At 49.3% G+C, this 13,739-nt stretch carries 13 protein-coding genes; 4 read left to right on the forward strand and 9 right to left on the reverse strand.

Features of this window, described 5'->3' with window-relative positions; genetic code table 11:
- Positions 1-16: 16 nt before the first annotated feature.
- From ACKPBX_RS02980 to ACKPBX_RS02990, 3 genes are read right to left on the reverse strand one after another with little or no spacing between them, the layout of a single operon-like run.
- Entirely contained in the window at positions 17-592 is a 576-nt protein-coding gene (locus ACKPBX_RS02980) for a dihydrolipoamide dehydrogenase (protein WP_319995946.1), read from the reverse strand.
- A 54-nt stretch (positions 593-646) separates the two neighbouring features.
- Positions 647-1,210 carry a chromate transporter gene (locus ACKPBX_RS02985; RefSeq protein ID WP_319995947.1) on the reverse strand — a complete coding sequence of 188 codons (564 nt, stop codon included), beginning with the start codon at positions 1,208-1,210 and terminating at the stop codon, positions 647-649.
- Complete coding sequence (locus tag ACKPBX_RS02990; RefSeq protein WP_119093437.1) at positions 1,207-1,785, reverse strand: chromate transporter; 579 nt, start codon at positions 1,783-1,785, stop codon at positions 1,207-1,209. The genes ACKPBX_RS02985 and ACKPBX_RS02990 overlap by 4 nt, the downstream gene beginning before the upstream one ends.
- A gap of 271 nt (positions 1,786-2,056) precedes the next feature.
- Between ACKPBX_RS02990 and ACKPBX_RS02995 the strand changes: the two genes are divergently transcribed.
- On the forward strand, positions 2,057-2,653 hold the full coding sequence (locus ACKPBX_RS02995) for a DedA family protein (RefSeq protein WP_200831763.1): 597 nt from the start codon (positions 2,057-2,059) through the stop codon (positions 2,651-2,653).
- Between the two features lie 147 nt (positions 2,654-2,800).
- Positions 2,801-3,130: an iron-sulfur cluster biosynthesis family protein gene (locus ACKPBX_RS03000; protein WP_160117076.1), complete on the forward strand. Its 330-nt coding sequence runs from the start codon at positions 2,801-2,803 to the stop codon at positions 3,128-3,130.
- Positions 3,131-3,210: 80 nt separating this feature from the next.
- Here ACKPBX_RS03000 and gcvPB read toward each other — a convergent pair whose 3' ends face one another.
- The 4 genes from gcvPB to gcvT all read right to left on the reverse strand — a co-directional run bounded on the left by gcvPB (position 3,211) and on the right by gcvT (position 7,590).
- Positions 3,211-4,659 carry an aminomethyl-transferring glycine dehydrogenase subunit GcvPB gene (gene gcvPB / locus ACKPBX_RS03005; RefSeq protein WP_119093436.1) on the reverse strand — a complete coding sequence of 483 codons (1,449 nt, stop codon included), beginning with the start codon at positions 4,657-4,659 and terminating at the stop codon, positions 3,211-3,213.
- Entirely contained in the window at positions 4,652-6,007 is a 1,356-nt protein-coding gene (gene gcvPA / locus ACKPBX_RS03010) for an aminomethyl-transferring glycine dehydrogenase subunit GcvPA (RefSeq protein ID WP_319995948.1), read from the reverse strand. Before gcvPA ends, gcvPB begins: the two co-directional genes overlap by 8 nt.
- 1 nt (position 6,008) lies before the next feature.
- Complete coding sequence (gcvH, locus tag ACKPBX_RS03015; RefSeq protein WP_086627245.1) at positions 6,009-6,404, reverse strand: glycine cleavage system protein GcvH; 396 nt, start codon at positions 6,402-6,404, stop codon at positions 6,009-6,011.
- 70 nt (positions 6,405-6,474) lie between these two features.
- On the reverse strand, positions 6,475-7,590 hold the full coding sequence (gcvT, locus tag ACKPBX_RS03020; protein ID WP_319995949.1) for a glycine cleavage system aminomethyltransferase GcvT: 1,116 nt from the start codon (positions 7,588-7,590) through the stop codon (positions 6,475-6,477).
- 454 nt (positions 7,591-8,044) lie between these two features.
- Here gcvT and ACKPBX_RS03025 point away from each other — a divergent pair, with 454 nt between their 5' ends.
- Both ACKPBX_RS03025 and ACKPBX_RS03030 read left to right on the forward strand, forming a co-directional pair.
- Positions 8,045-11,476 carry a pyruvate carboxylase gene (locus tag ACKPBX_RS03025; protein WP_319995950.1) on the forward strand — a complete coding sequence of 1,144 codons (3,432 nt, stop codon included), beginning with the start codon at positions 8,045-8,047 and terminating at the stop codon, positions 11,474-11,476.
- Positions 11,477-11,958: 482 nt separating this feature from the next.
- Positions 11,959-12,396, forward strand: a complete 438-nt coding sequence (locus tag ACKPBX_RS03030; RefSeq protein ID WP_319995951.1) for an acyl-CoA thioesterase — start codon at positions 11,959-11,961, stop codon at positions 12,394-12,396.
- 193 nt (positions 12,397-12,589) lie between these two features.
- Here ACKPBX_RS03030 and ACKPBX_RS03035 read toward each other — a convergent pair whose 3' ends face one another.
- Together ACKPBX_RS03035 and ACKPBX_RS03040 are read right to left on the reverse strand one after the other, a co-directional pair.
- Positions 12,590-13,213 (reverse strand): NUDIX hydrolase, encoded by a 624-nt coding sequence (locus ACKPBX_RS03035; RefSeq protein WP_319995952.1) that lies wholly within the window; start codon positions 13,211-13,213, stop codon positions 12,590-12,592.
- 88 nt (positions 13,214-13,301) lie between these two features.
- Complete coding sequence (locus ACKPBX_RS03040) at positions 13,302-13,709, reverse strand: secondary thiamine-phosphate synthase enzyme YjbQ (RefSeq protein ID WP_319995953.1); 408 nt, start codon at positions 13,707-13,709, stop codon at positions 13,302-13,304.
- Positions 13,710-13,739: the final 30 nt, after the last annotated feature.

Genomic DNA, 13,739 nt, shown 5'->3' on the forward strand with positions numbered 1-13,739 from the left:
ACTATCTATAGTATTCTCAATTATTTTTTCTTTCTTCCAACCAAACACACCCGATCGTCTGCGATGCCGGCAAAATGGCCTGGTAGCGGCCATGGTTATCGTAAGCTTTATAGAAAAGCTTGCCGTCTTCGTTGTAGCCGTAAGCATAGACGACCACCCAATGGTTCTTGTACTTGCTGTTGAATAGACGCGTCGTTCCCACTATGACGGGAACCGGAACCGGGCGATCCAACAACGCCGGAACGATTTTTTCCGTGATGAGGCCCGATTTCACGGTCCAATCCGGAATGTCCGCCAGCAAGACTTTCAGGCCGTGCTGCACATCCCAGAAGAAGGTGCCTTTGTAGGGCAGAAATTCGTCAACGACCGTCAGCAAACCTGCCAGCAACGTATCTTTATCAAGGGAATGCTTGTATTTCTGCAGAACCGCATCATGTACCAGCACGGCGCTGCAATACGTTCCGCAGATCCCTGGGCTGCCGCTGTTGATCCAACTGCGGTACTTTGCGAAACGTGATGGCTTCAGGCCGTGCCACTTCTTAGGCAGATTCTTTTTAGACTGAAGCTCTTTACCTGTATGGTTTGACGTCATGACAAGTTCCTTTCTTGACGAAGTGAATGTGCTATTTTTTCATTATACACCCTGTCAGCTGAATAAATGGAAGAGGATGCTCACGGCTCCCGATACGAGTATCAGCCAGATCGAATCGATTTTAGTGGTCCGGAGCGCGTACAGTGCCGCAAGGAAGATTGCCACCGCCAGGAAATTGATGGTGATCCCACCGATGGCTGTCCCGCCGGATTGGAATAAGGCTGCCACAAAGAGCACCAGTCCAGCCGCAGCAATCAAAGCCACGACTGCCGGACGGAGCCCGCCGAGGATTCCCTGCATGATTTTGATGTCGCGGTACTTGTAGTAGGCCCATGCCAGAATCAGCGAAAGGATGATCGAAGGCGTGACCGTACCGAGTGTCGCGACAATTGCGCCGGCGAAACCACCCACTTTTGTCCCGACGAAAGTCGCCGAATTGATGGCGATCGGACCCGGGGTGATCTGCGATATCGTGATGATGTCCGTGTATTCCTGCATCGTGAGCCAGCCCTGATTCGTGACGATTTCATCCCGAATCAGCGGCAAGGAAGCATAGCCCCCGCCGATCGTGAATAAGCCGATCTGGAAAAAAGACCAGAATAATTGAAGATAGATCATTTGCCCACCCCCATCTTCGCGCGGTAGCTCAAGTTGATGAAACCGATCAGCCCGGCCAGGAAAATGATCAGGACTACGTGGACATCAAAAAAGTAAGAAGCTATGAATGCTGAAATCAACAACAAGGTGTTGATGATGTCCCGTTGTTTGACGACGCCACTGACCATGCCGATGACGACATTGACGATGACCGCAGCCACACCGGCCTGCATCCCGATCATCAAAGCATCCACAATCGGATTTTCACGGAAATTCATGTAAAAATAGGAAATGAGCGTGATGATGATAAGCGGCGGCGTAACTGTCCCGAAAACCGTCACCAATGCCCCAAAAAATCCCGCCATCCGGTAGCCGATCAGAATGGACGTATTGACGGCGATCGCACCCGGAGCGGACTGCCCCAAAGCGACCAGATCCAGCATCTCGTCCGCCTCGATCCACTTGAGTTCTTCCACGAATTTCTTTTGCATCAACGGCACGATCACGTAGCCGCCGCCGAATGTGAATGCGCTCAGCACAAACGTTGATTTGAACAGCGTCCAAAACAATCGGCCTGATTTTTCTTTATTTGCCAAAGTTTCTCCCCACCTCTTCTTCAATTTCAACTCATATACTTTTGATTCTACCAAAGTTGCCTATCGATGTAAAAAGAACGATTCGAAGGACACACGTTGGAACAGGTTGTGGGCATGATTCTGACTTCAATTTCTGATAGGATTTTCTTAAGAATGTTCAAAATAAATTGAAAATGCCGGTGCTTCGTGTATAGTTAGATTAGAACATTGGAATAATATAGAACTATTTTTAGAGGAGTGAATCACTATCGAAGCTTGGATTCAAAGCATTATGGAGCAATTTGGCTACTTCGGTGTAGCATTTTTGATTATGATCGAAAATCTTTTTCCGCCGATCCCTTCTGAAGTCATTTTGACTTTTGGCGGTTTTATGACAACCACTACGGAGCTCAATATCCCCTTGATGATCGTCGCTGCCACAATCGGTGCAGTCGTCGGGGCCGCGATTCTTTATGGTCTCGGTACCTTATTGGATGTCGAAAGACTGGACAAAATCGTCGACAAGTACGGCAACATCCTGCGCATCACGCATGCTGATATCCACAAAGCAGATTCTTGGTTCGATCGCTATGGCTTCTGGACGGTTTTCTTCTGCCGCTTCGTGCCTTTGATCAGGAGCTTGATCTCTTTACCAGCCGGAATGGCGAACATGAACTTCGGTCTTTTCCTTCTGTTCACGACTATCGGAACCGTCATCTGGAACACAGTCCTGATCTATCTGGGCGCGGCTGTCGGCTCGCAGTGGGAAACGATTGTCCATTATATGGATATTTATTCCAACATCGCCTACGTGATCATCGCTATTATCGGGATTGCCGTCATCATTTGGTATATCCGCAAACGAAAACAGCCTGTTAAAACAGACTGACAAGCCTGGCCATCCTCCATCCGGAAGATGGCTTTTCTTGTTTTTTGGGCCATATGTCGTATACTTATAGTAAGAATACACAACCGGATAGGCAGTTTCCCCGAACGGTCACTTGCGGTTAACATACAGAAAGAAAGGGATTATATTATGAAATTCACTTTTACCGATTCCGCCATCGCGGAAATCCAAAAACGTTACGACCTTAAGGACATCAGCCTGTTCTATGCAGTCGGTGAAGATTGCGGCTGCCCGAGCACCGGTATTTTCATGCTGAAGGTCAATGATGCCGGAATGGCGGAATACGATGCCGTAATCGAAACGAACATCGGACCTGTTCCTGCTCAAAAATGGGCACTGGTTTTCCTCGACAGCGACAATGTCGTTGACTTCAACGCCACTAAGCACGCTTTCCAACTGAAAAGCGAGCGCGGCTTCCTGAACATGAACCTGTTGCTGGAACAGACTGTCGCACAATAAGCAGCACAAATACAGCAAACAGCCCCCGATTATCCATTAATCAATGGATAATCGGGGGCTGTTCTCTTTATGAAAATAAATCAGTATTTCACCTTGATCACCCTAGCGGCGCGCACTTCATCCAGTCGTCTGACCGATGTATGATGCGGCGCTTGGGTGACGGTTTCAGGCGTTTCGGCAGCTTCGCGGGCGATTGCGATCAGCGCGCCCGCGAAGTCATCGAGCGTTTCCTTGCTCTCGGTTTCCGTCGGTTCGATCATCAAGGCTTCTTCGACGATCAGCGGGAAATAGACGGTCGGAGCGTAATAACCGTAATCCAGCAAGCGTTTGGCTATATCCAAAGTCCTTACGCCGCCTTTCTTCTGGCGGTTGCCGGAGAGGACGAATTCATGTTTGCAGATGACCGGGTACGGCGTGTCAAAATCATTTTCGAGAAGCTTGCGCAGATAATTGGCATGCAGCACAGCGCTCTCGGAAACTTTGCGCAAGCCGACCGGACCCATCGTGCGGATGTAGGTGTAGGCCCGCACCAGGACGCCGAAGTTGCCGTAATAGCCTTTGACCGGGCCGATTGAAGCGGGATGATTGCTGTTAAGCACATAGCCATCTTCCGTCTTTTCCACTCTCGGGATCGGCAGGAACTCCTTGATATGTGCTTTTACGCCTACCGGACCGGCTCCCGGTCCGCCGCCGCCATGCGGCGTGCTGAAGGTCTTGTGCAGATTCAGATGGACGATATCGAAGCCCATCGTGCCCGGCGTCGTTTTGCTGAGGATGGCGTTCAGGTTCGCTCCGTCGTAATAAAGCAATCCGCCGGCTCCATGGATGATTTCCGCGATCTGAATGATGTCGCGTTCGAACAGGCCAAGCGTATTCGGATTCGTCAGCATCAAGGCGGCAGTCTGGTCATCAACTGCATTGCGCAAGGCTTCGAGATCGACCAAACCTTCAGCGGTCGATGGGATGCTTACCACATCGAACCCCGCGATATGGGCACTGGATGGGTTGGTTCCATGGGCACTATCCGGCACGAAAACCTTCGTGCGCTGGAGATCGCCATTCTTTTCATGGTAAGCCCGCACCATCATCAATCCGGTCCATTCGCCGTGCGCACCGGCTGCCGGTTGCAGGGAAACACCGTCCATGCCGGTGATGACGGCCAGATCTTCCTGCAGCTCATGCATCAACTGTAACGCGCCTTGGACGGTCTCCACAGGTTGATAAGGATGGATATTGGCGAAGCCGTCCAAGCGGGCGGTCACCTCATTGATTTTCGGATTGTATTTCATTGTGCAGGAACCCAGCGGATAAAAGCCGTTTTCCACACCGAAGTTGTCCTGGGAAAGGTTGGTGTAATGGCGCATCAGCTGCAGTTCACTGATTTCAGGCAGTTCTGCAGGTTGTTTGCGGACGAGATGCTCCGGTAATTTGGCTTTGAAGTCCGTTTTCGGGACATCACTCTTCGGCAAGCTGTAGCCGATGCGACCCGGACGGCTTAATTCAAAGATCATATTTTTCGTTTTACGCATGGTTCATACCCTCCAATACCGCAATGAATCGGTCGATTTCTTCCTTCGTGCGTTTTTCGGTGGCACAAACCAACAATTGATTTGGTTTTTTATAGGTTTCCGCCAAGCTGTAGCCGCCGATGATGCCCGCCTCCAGCAGAGCGCGGTTGGCTTCTTCGGCCGGGAAAGGCAGATCGATGACGAACTCATTGAAGAACGGCGACTGGTTCAGGATAGCGAAGCCTTTATCCTGCAAAGCTTGGGCAAGATAAGCCGCTTTGTCGACGTTCAGTTGCGCCATTTCCTGGACACCCTGTTTCCCGAGGGCTGCCATGCAGACGGCGGAGGCCAAGGCATTCAAGGCTTGGTTCGAACTCATGTAGGAAGTCGCTTTTTCGCGGCGGATATGCTGCTCCCTGCTCTGGAGCGTCAGGACAAACGCGCGCTCTCCATCGGCATCAAGCGTTTCCCCTACGATTCTGCCGGGAACTTTGCGGATATGCTTCTGGTTCACGGAGAAGTAACCGCAGTGAGGGCCGCCGAATGACATCGGCAAACCGAACGGCTGCGTGTCGCCGACGACGATATCCGCACCTAAGTTTCCAGGTGCTTCGAGGATTCCCAGCGCCAATGGATTGGCCATCACGATCAACAGCGCGCCTTTGTCTTCGGCGATTTTTTTGACGACAGCCAAATCTTCGACCGATCCGAAGAAATTCGGATACTGGACAACGATTGCCGCTGTATCAGGTGTCGTCAGGCATCGCGTCACATTGAAATTGGTGACGTCCTTCTCCATCAACACTTCGATGACATCCAGTCCGCGGCCTTTTGCAGAAGCGTGGACGACAGCACGAGCGTTCGGGTGGACTGACTGCGAGAGGACGATTTCGTTCCTTTTCGTGACTGCCGCTGCCAAACCGACTGCTTCGCTCAAGGAAGCGAAACCATCATATAAGGAAGAGTTTGTCGCTTCCATTCCGGTCAATTCGCTGATCATCGATTGGAATTCGAAAATCGCCTGCAGTTCCCCTTGGCTGGCTTCCGCCTGATAAGGGGTATAGGCCGTATAGAATTCGGAGCGCGAAATCACGGCATCGACCACGCTCGGAATGTAATGATCATAAGTACCGGCGCCCATGAAGATCGGCATCTGCCCGGCGCTGACGTTTTTTTCGGCCAAATCTTTCATTTGTTTCAATAGTTCCGATTCGGAAACGGCAGCCGGAATCGCCAGTTCTTCCTTCAGGAGGATCTGTTCAGGGATATCCGTGAACAGATCCTCCATGCTCTCGACCCCGATTACGGCCAGCATTTCCTTTTCATCTTCGGCTGTATCCGGTAGATAACGGAATTGCTCCTCAGTCATTTTACGCTTCCTCCTCGGCCACGAATGCTTCATACTCGTCGTAGCTCAATAATTCATCCAATTCGCTGGCATCGCTCAAGGTCATTTCGTACATCCAGCCGCCTGCAAAAGCTTCCGCATTGACGGTTTCCGGCGCATCAGCCAAAGCTTCATTTTGCTTGATCACCGTTCCGGACACAGGCGCGTAGACTTCCGAGACTGATTTTACGGATTCGACAGTGACCGCTTCGTCCCCTTTGGCCAATTCCGCATCCAGATCGGCCACGAAATCCACGAACACGATGTCGCCCAATTGTTCAGCCGCATGTTCCGTGATGCCGATGCGTACCGTATCTTCCGTGATTTTTTCTACCCATTCATGCTCTTTTGTGTAATAAAAATTTTTGTGGTCTGCCATTTTGATCATCCTTCCGCGCGGTGCGCTGGTTTATTATTTTTTTCATTAGTATGAGTGCTTATTAGTTTTTTTATTTCGCTCTTTTGTAGAAAGGTTTTGGAATGATTGTCGCTTGGATGCGTTTGTTGCGTATTTCAATCTGGATTTCTGTGCCGATGGCGGCCGCTTCCGACTTGACCAAGGCCATCCCGATACTTTTCTTCAAAGTCGGCGATTGCGTTCCGGAAGTGACGATCCCGATTTCTTCCCCGGCCGCTGAAAAGATTTTGTAGCCTTCGCGCGGGATCCCTCTTTCAGTTGCTTCGAAACCGATGATCTTTTCGGTTGGTCCGTTTTCGCGGATTGCCGTCAAGGCAGCTTTGCCGATAAAATCGCTCGTTTTTTTCGTCTTGACCGCAAATCCCAGCCCGGCCGCCAACGGATTGATTTCCTCGGACAATTCATGCCCATAGAGCGGCATCCCAGCTTCCAGGCGCAGCGTGTCCCGCGAACCGAGTCCGCAAGGCAATACCCCGTAGGCTTCTCCGGCGGCCAACAGTTTTTCCCATAAGGAAGCGGTCTGCTCGCTCCCCAGATACAATTCAAAGCCATCTTCGCCGGTATAGCCCGTCCTCGAAATCAGGACATGCGGAATGCCCGCAACTTCCTGGTCCGCGATGAAATGGTAATTTCCGATGGCATCCAGATCGGCTTCCGTCAGTTCCTTCAGGATCTTGATGGCTGCCGGTCCCTGCAGGGCGAGCAGGCCGATGCTGTCGGAAATATTGTTGAGGATCGCTTCCAATCCGTTGTTTTGCTGCATCCACGCATAGACTTTATCCGTGTTGGAAGCATTGCAGACCAACAGGTAACTTTCTTTTTCCATTTTGAAAAGGATGACATCATCCACTGCCCCGCCATCCGGATAACACATGATATTGTATTGGGCTTGTCCGATGCTCATCACGCTGACATCATTCGTCAGCAGCCCGTTCAGGTAGCTTTCCGCTTCCCCACCGGATATTTCAATTTCCCCCATATGCGAACAATCGAACAGTCCGGCCCGTTCACGGACTGCTTCATGTTCGGCAAGAATTCCGGAAAATTGGATCGGCATCTCCCATCCCCCGAAATCAATCAGCTTCACGCCGTTCGCTTTATAATAATCAAATAATGGCGTGCGTTTACCTATAATTGGTTCACTCACGTACAAATCCCCCTTTTCTTTCCTGGATTCCGCATTTTTTACGACTGTTTTTCGGCTTTCCGTCACATTAACGTGTAAACGCTTCACGTCCCTTTGTTATCTATTTTAGCACAGAAAACAGGCAATATACTCTCATAATAGATTGTTCGCATTAAACGCAAATCCATTCTCACAATAGCATGGTTCATTTCAAATTACGAAATATATGCTTACGTTATTAAGATTTATTATTTAAATCGTTCGTATTTTGTCCAAAAATGACATTTTACTCAATTATTAACAGATTCTTAAAAAGGTAGTTGTAAACAAGCAGAATAATGTGTAAAATGAATAATTAAAAAGATATAATTGATTTCTCTCGCCAAATTTTCATCTTTGGCGGAAATCACGAATCATTTTTAATCATTGTATAAGAAATGTTTCTGAATTTAATAAAACTGGCGAGGTGGAAATATTGAAAAAAGTTTTGGTTGCAAATCGCGGCGAAATCGCGATACGTGTATTTCGTGCACTGACTGAACTGAAAATCCCTACTGTTGGCGTTTACGCGCAAGAGGATGAAGGTTCTGTGCACCGTTTTAAAGCAGATGAAGCCTATTTGGTCGGAAAAGGCAAAAAGCCTATCGACGCCTATCTGGACATCGAAGACCTGATCCGCATCGCTAAAGAATCCGGTGCAGACGGCATTCATCCTGGATATGGTTTCTTATCTGAAAATATCGACTTCGCTAGACGTTGCCAAGAAGAAGGCATCAAATTCATCGGCCCTTCTTTGGAACATCTGGACATTTTTGGCGATAAAATCAAAGCAAAAGTTGCAGCTGTGGAAGCCGGCATCCAGTCAATCCCTGGTTCGGACGGTCCAGTCGCAAACATCGACGAAGTCATCGAGTTTGCGGAAACCTACAACTACCCGATCATGATCAAAGCGGCTTTAGGTGGCGGCGGACGCGGCATGCGTATGGCCTTCAACGAACAAGAAGCCCGCGAAGGTTTCGAAAGAGCCCGCAGTGAAGCTTTGGCAGCATTCGGCAGCGATGAAATTTATGTCGAAAAATACATTCAAGATCCAAAGCACATCGAAATTCAGATTTTAGGTGATGAGCATGGCAACATCGTTCACCTTTACGAGCGCGACTGCTCCGTGCAACGCCGCCATCAAAAAGTTGTCGAAGTGGCACCATGCGTTTCCATGTCGGATCAAGTCCGCCATGAAATCTGTAACTCTGCACTTCAATTGATGAAACACGTCGGCTATGTGAATGCTGGAACTGTTGAATTCCTTTTGGAAGGCGACCAATTCTACTTCATCGAAGTGAATCCGCGTGTCCAAGTGGAGCACACAATCACAGAATTGATCACAGGAGTCGATATCGTGCAATCACAGATCCTGATCGCCCAAGGACAAGATCTGCATAAAGAAATCGGTATCCCGCAACAGGCAAATATCCCGTTGATCGGCGCTGCTATCCAATGCCGGATCACGACGGAAGATCCGTTGAACAATTTCTTCCCTGACACCGGAAAAATCAACACTTACCGTTCTCCAGGCGGCTTCGGTATCCGATTGGATGCTGGTAACGGATTCCAAGGTACGGTCGTAACACCGTTCTTCGACTCCTTATTGGTTAAATTATGCGTACACGCTTCGACATTTGATCAAGCCGTCAGCAAAATGGAACGTTCGCTGATCGAATTTCGTATCCGTGGCGTGAAAACGAACATCCCGTTCATGTTCAACGTCATCACGCACCCGATCTTTGTATCAGGCGATGCGAAAACGACATTCATCGATACGACGCCGGAATTGTTCGAATTCCCTAAAACGCGCGACCGTGGTAACAAAACGATGCAGTACATCGGAAACATTACCGTTAATGGCTTCCCGGGCATCCAAAAAGGCCACAAGAAATTCTATGACAAGCCTAGAATCCCGACTGACATTGTCGTGCCGGAACAAAAAATCATTACCGCCAAAAATATTTTGGATGAAAAAGGCCCTGCAGCCGTCAGCCAATGGATCAAGGACCAAAACCATGTGCTCTTGACGGACACGACTTTCCGTGACGCGCACCAAAGTTTGTTGGCTACCCGTATCCGCACAAACGAAATGCAAGCCATCGCAGCTGAAACGCAAGCAGCAATTCCACAATTGTTCTCTTCGGAAATGTGGGGAGGAGCTACCTTCGACGTGGCCTACCGCTTCCTGAGCGAAGATCCTTGGAAACGATTGAAGAAACTGCGCTCGCAGATGCCGGATACTTTATTGCAGATGCTGTTCCGTGGATCGAATGCAGTCGGATACCAAAACTATCCCGACAACGGTTTGGAAGAGTTCATCAGACTTGCAGCTAAAAACGGGATCGACGTTTTCCGTATCTTCGATAGCTTGAACTGGACGAAGCAGATGGAAAGAAGCATCCAGTACGTACGCGACAACGATAAGATCGCTGAAGCAGCCATCTGTTACACAGGCGATATCAATGATCCGACACAAACGAAATATACAATCCAATACTACAAAGAGATGGCCAAAGAGCTGGAATCATTGGGCGCACACATTATCGCAATCAAGGATATGGCAGGTCTTTTGAAACCGCAAGCGGCTTACCGTCTGATCAGCGAGTTGAAGGATACTGTCGATCTGCCGATCCATCTGCATACGCATGATACAAGCGGAAACGGCATCTACACATACTCAGAAGCGATCAAAGCCGGCGTCGACATCGTAGACGTGGCAATGAGTGCCATGAGCGGTACGACTAGCCAACCGAGCATCAGCAGCTTGTACTATGCTTTGGAAGGTTCTGAACACGAGCCGGACATCAACATCCATAACGTGCACAAAATCAACCGTTATTGGGAAGATATCCGTGACTACTACGAAGAATTCGAAGGCGGCATCCAAACGACTTCAACAGAAGTCTACGACCACCAAATGCCGGGCGGACAATACACGAACCTGCAACAACAGGCGAATGCTGTCGGCTTGAACGACGAGTGGGATAAAGTCAAAGAAATGTATGCTGACGTGAACAAAATGTTCGGCGACATCGTGAAAGTGACACCATCTTCAAAAGTTGTCGGCGATATGGCCCTGTTCATGGTCCAAAATAAATTGAATGAAGAAGATGTCTACGCAAAAGGCGAAACCATCGACTTCCCTGAATCCGTCATCAGCTTCTTCAAAGGCGATTTGGGTCAACCGACAGGCGGATTCCCTGAAAGATTGCAAGAGATCATCCTGAAAGGCAAACAAGCCATCACAGTAAGACCTGGCAGCCTGCGTGAACCGATTGACTTCGTTGCTTTGAAGGCCGAGTTGGAGGAGAAAATCCAACGCACAGCCAGCGATGAGGACGTCATCAGCTACCTGATGTACCCGCAAATCTTCCTGGATTATATCGCAGTCTACGATAAGTTCGGCGATGTCACTAAGCTTGACACTCCTACTTTCTTCCACGGCATGCGTATGGGCGAGCAGATCGAAGTCCAGATTGAAAAAGGAAAAACCTTGATCATCAAACTGAACTCGATCGGGGAGCCTGATTCGGACGGGATGCGCATCCTTTACTTCGACCTGAATGGCCAAGGCCGTGAAATTGAAGTCAAAGACATGTCCATCACCAGCACGAAAGCGATCCGCAAAAAAGCGGAACCTACAAACAAAGAACACGTCGGCGCAACAATGCCGGGTTCTGTATTGGAAGTTCTCGTCAAACGCGGCGACCGCGTTTCGCAAGGCGATCCAGTCGTGATCACCGAAGCGATGAAGATGGAAACGATGATCCGTTCCACAATCAACGGTGTCGTCGATCAGATCTATGTCATCGACGGCGATCAGATCGAAGCCGGAGACCTATTGATCGAAATCGAAGCAAAATAAAAAAATAGAAAAGCGGAACGGGTTCGTTCAGCCCTGAAAGAATTTTAGGAAATCGTGCCGACTGAGCATCGTAGAGCGCAATAGGTACGATTTATCTAAATTCCGAAGGGCTTACCCGTGTAGCTAGACAACTTATTATAAGCACAAGAAGGGGAGGCTCCAAAGGAGACCTCCCTTTCGTGCCGCTTTCCCTAGCGTCATATCAGTAAATGTCCGATAACCATAAGGAATCGGACATCCAGCTACCACACGCTTCGGGCGTTGTCCGATAACCGCAAAGAATCGGACATTCAGTTACCACTCGCCTCGAGGGTTGTCCGATAACTGCAATGAATCGGACATCCAGCTACCAACCGCTTCGAGCGTTGTCCGATAACCGCAAGGAATCGGACATCTAGCGACCTATCAGCAAGAAGAGAGACAGCTCATCCTGCGATCGCTCTTTCATATCCGTAATGAACTGCCCCAAGGAGGAACCTTTTTTGAAAAATGAATTAAAGCCCTATGTCCACGTCGCCCAATACTACGAAACTGATCAGATGAAGATCATCCACCACTCCAATTACATCCGTTGGTTCGAGGAAGCCCGCATCGACTTCTTGGATCAAATCGGTGCAAATTACGCAAACTTGGAAGCGAACGGCATCGTAAGCCCGGTGCTGACAGTCGAAGCCCAATATAAGGCAATGGTCCGCTATGGCGACTCCGTCTATGTCCTGCCCGAAATCGATTCATACAACGGAATCAAATTGTGTCTGGCCTACCGCGTCATCGATGTCGCAACTGGCGAGTTGCGCACGACCGGCAAAAGCAAGCATTGCTTCCTGAACGAGACTGGCCGACCTGTTTCGTTGAAGAAAGTCCAACCACATGTACATGCTAGCTTCGAAAAGTATCGGGATCATGTTTTCAGCGTTTGATCAGGTGTTTTAGGCAGCCACCAGTAAAAATATCTGACACAAGCACCAAATAGCCTCTCAGCTTCGTAAAAGCGGCCTTTAAGAGTTAAACCTGTTTCGGATGCGCCAATATACTCATCACCAGAACATGCCAGCAAGGTGTCTTTATCTATCGCAAAAAGCATGAGCCCTCAAATGAATGGGCTCATGCTTTTTATTCTGCGTTCTGATTTTCATTTTGTTCCAATATGCTCACGAAGCGGTCGGTCAGGTTCGCGGTGAATCCCCAGAGTCGATGGGTCTCCAGATGGTAGAACGGGACGCTATGGACGCCGATCCTGAATTTGTAGTCCCTGCCGTTCGGAATCAGTTCGAACGGGAAATCATCCGGGTGCTCCAGCCGAACCGTCGAAGAGTAGTAAGTCGGCCGGTTATCCATGAAATACTGAAGCGGCACCGTGAAAATTTCCTGAACTTCCTTATTGAAGCGGATATCATCCTTGTCCACGCCGACGATTTCGCCGACATAGCAATGAATGATTGCACGCTCGTTCATGATATAGTCCATTTCCCCCAAAATATTGATATTGTCCCTTTTTATGTTCAACTCTTCCATTGTTTCGCGGATCGCCGTTTCTTCAAAGCTCTCCCCAGACTCTACTGCGCCGCCCGGGAATGAGGTATCCCCTGGTTGGGAGATATGCTCGCCCCGCACCTCATAAAGGACATGCAGCGCTCCGTCCACCCTGATCAAAGGGAGCAGGACGGAGAAATAGCGCTGTTCCCCGATCGGCTCGGGTTCGTGTTCCGCCAATATTTTTTTGATATCCTCCAGCATCGTGTCCTCACCTACCGCTTGTTTTTCTTATATTATACACGCTATTATCTCGAATTCGAAACAATATGCTTGAGCCATTTTTTTTAACCTATCCGGCGATGATCTTCACGTGGAATTTGCGGTTGCGCGGGCCATCGTAATCCCAGAAGTAGATGCTTTGCCAAGTCCCCAGCAGCATCTTTCCTTCCGTCAAGATGATCGTTTCGCCGGCACCGGTCAAGGATGACTTGATGTGGGCATCGGAATTGCCTTCGACGTGCCTGTAGCTCCCCTTGTTCGGAAACGTATCCGTATAACCCCAATTCATGTCCTTCTGCACATCCGGATCGGCATTTTCATTGATCGTGATGGCGGCTGTCGTGTGCGGACAGAAGACGCCCATGATGCCGTCCTTCACGCCGCTTTTTGCCAAAGCATCCTCGAGATAGACATCGATGTTCGTCAACGACTGTTTGCCGCTTGTTTGGATTCGGTACGTGAACAGATTTTGGCTCATTTCCCTTTCCTCCCTTCCGCTCTACAAAAA

The sequence above is a fragment of the Trichococcus shcherbakoviae genome (assembly GCF_963666195.1).
Lineage (GTDB): Bacteria > Bacillota > Bacilli > Lactobacillales > Aerococcaceae > Trichococcus > Trichococcus shcherbakoviae.